Annotated in this window: 2 protein-coding genes; both read left to right on the plus strand. The window is 70.9% G+C overall.

Translation table 11 applies throughout. The annotated features are described in order from the left end of the window. Positions 1-175 precede the first annotated feature (175 nt). Positions 176-910: a lysophospholipid acyltransferase family protein gene (locus GJV64_RS14140; protein WP_235927772.1), complete on the plus strand. Its 735-nt coding sequence runs from the start codon at positions 176-178 to the stop codon at positions 908-910. Beyond that, positions 907-1,749, plus strand: an 843-nt coding sequence (locus tag GJV64_RS14145) for a DUF2125 domain-containing protein (protein WP_164158087.1), incomplete at its 3' end; no start/stop codon positions are given. The genes GJV64_RS14140 and GJV64_RS14145, both read left to right, overlap by 4 nt.

Raw genomic sequence — 1,749 nt, forward strand, 5'->3', positions numbered from 1 at the left:
TGGTGACCAGCGCCGGCCACATGCGCCGCGCCCGGCTGGAACTGGCGCGCGTGCTGCCGCCGGGTGTGGCCGTGCTGCCCGATGCCGTGCCGTCCGAACCGCGGGCGCCGGGCCTCGCCTTTGAATATTCGAAGTGGCTGGCCCGGCGGCTGGCCCTTTTGGCGGGTGCGGCGTGATGGGGGCGCTGTCCACGATGGCGGCGCTGGTCCGCACCATCCTCTTCCAGATCGCCTTCCTTGGCGGCTCGTTGGTGCTGGTGCCCTTCGCGCTGCTCCTCGGCCTGATCGCGCCGGGTGGTGCGTTGCTGTTCCTCGGGCCGAAACTCTGGGCCGGCTGGTTTCGCCTCACCAGCCGGGCGATCACCGGCATCAGGATCGAGATGGAAGGCACCATCCCGGCCGGGCCGCAGCTGTTTGCGCTGAAGCATGAAAGCGCCCTCGAAGCCATTCTCACGCTCTGGTGGTTCGAAAAGCCTGCGGTGGTGATGAAGCAGGAACTGCGCCGCATCCCCGTCTGGGGCCTTGCCTCGGCCCGCCACGGCTCGATCTTCGTCGACCGCTCGGGCAGCGCCGGCATGCTGCGCGAGATGATGCGGCAGGCGAAGGCTGCGGTGGCCGCCGGCCGGCCGGTGGTGATCTTCCCGGAAGGCACGCGCGTCGCGGTGGGCGACACGCCGCCACTCGCCGCCGGATTTGCCGGGCTTTACAAGATCCTCGGCCTGTCGGTAGTGCCGATCGCGCTGGACAGCGGCAGTGTCTGGCCGAAAAGCTTCATCAAATATCCCGGCACCGTGCACATGAAGGTGGCCGCGCCGATCCCGCCCGGCCTGCCGCGCGCCGAGGTCGAAGCGCGTGTCCACGCTGCCATCAACGCGCTGCAGAGCGATACCCGCCAGAGCGGCTGGCTATGACGCGTCGCTGGCCGATTCTCCTCTCGCTGCTGCCGCTTGTGCTGGGGCTGGGCGTCTATTGGCAGCTGTGGCGCGGCTGGGCGGACACGTTCGAAGCCACGCTGTCTGGCTGGTTTCCGGGGCAGACCGTGGTGGCCACCGGCTTTCCCTATCGGCTCGAAACCGAGCTGGCCAATGTGGAACTGGCCCACCAGGGCAACACCAGCCTTGTCCTGAAGGCGGGCGGGCTGCGCCTCAATCGCGGGCCGTGGCGGCCCGAGCTGACCGTGCTGCAGGGGCAGGACGTGGCGCTCGGCGGCACGGCGGCAGGCCTTTCAGCGCGGGTGGCGGCGGCGACGGCAACCGCCAGTCTGAAGCTGGACGCCGGCCGCCTGGACCGGCTGTCCGTTGTGCTGCCGGCCGCGACGGGCAATTTCGGCCTGGGCCCGGATTTCCGCGCCGAGATGCTGGAGCTCCACGTGCGGGAACGCGCCGGGCTCAGGGATGGCGATCCCGCCAGCCCGCGGCTGCCGCCGCGCGGGCAGCTGGTCGTATCTGCCGCCGGGCTGTCGCTGGGGCAGGGCGCCCCGATCACCCTGGCGGCCGACATGACGATTCGCGGTGCCGGGCGGCTGGATGATTATCGCCGCTGGGCCAGCGCTGGCGGCAGCCTCGATGCGGTGGTCACTGGCAGCGATGCCACCGGGGAGCTGTTCACGCTGACAGCGACCATCGTGCCGCTGGGTGCCGGCGCCCGGCTGGCCGGCACGATCAGCACGGTGTGTCCGCTGGCCGTCGCGGCTGCGCTGGATGGCACACGCGCACCCGCCGAACAACGGCTGCGCGCACCCGTGCGGCTG

It is taken from the genome of Sandarakinorhabdus rubra, from assembly GCF_010994245.1.
GTDB classification, from domain to species: Bacteria; Pseudomonadota; Alphaproteobacteria; order Sphingomonadales; family Sphingomonadaceae; genus Sandarakinorhabdus; species Sandarakinorhabdus rubra.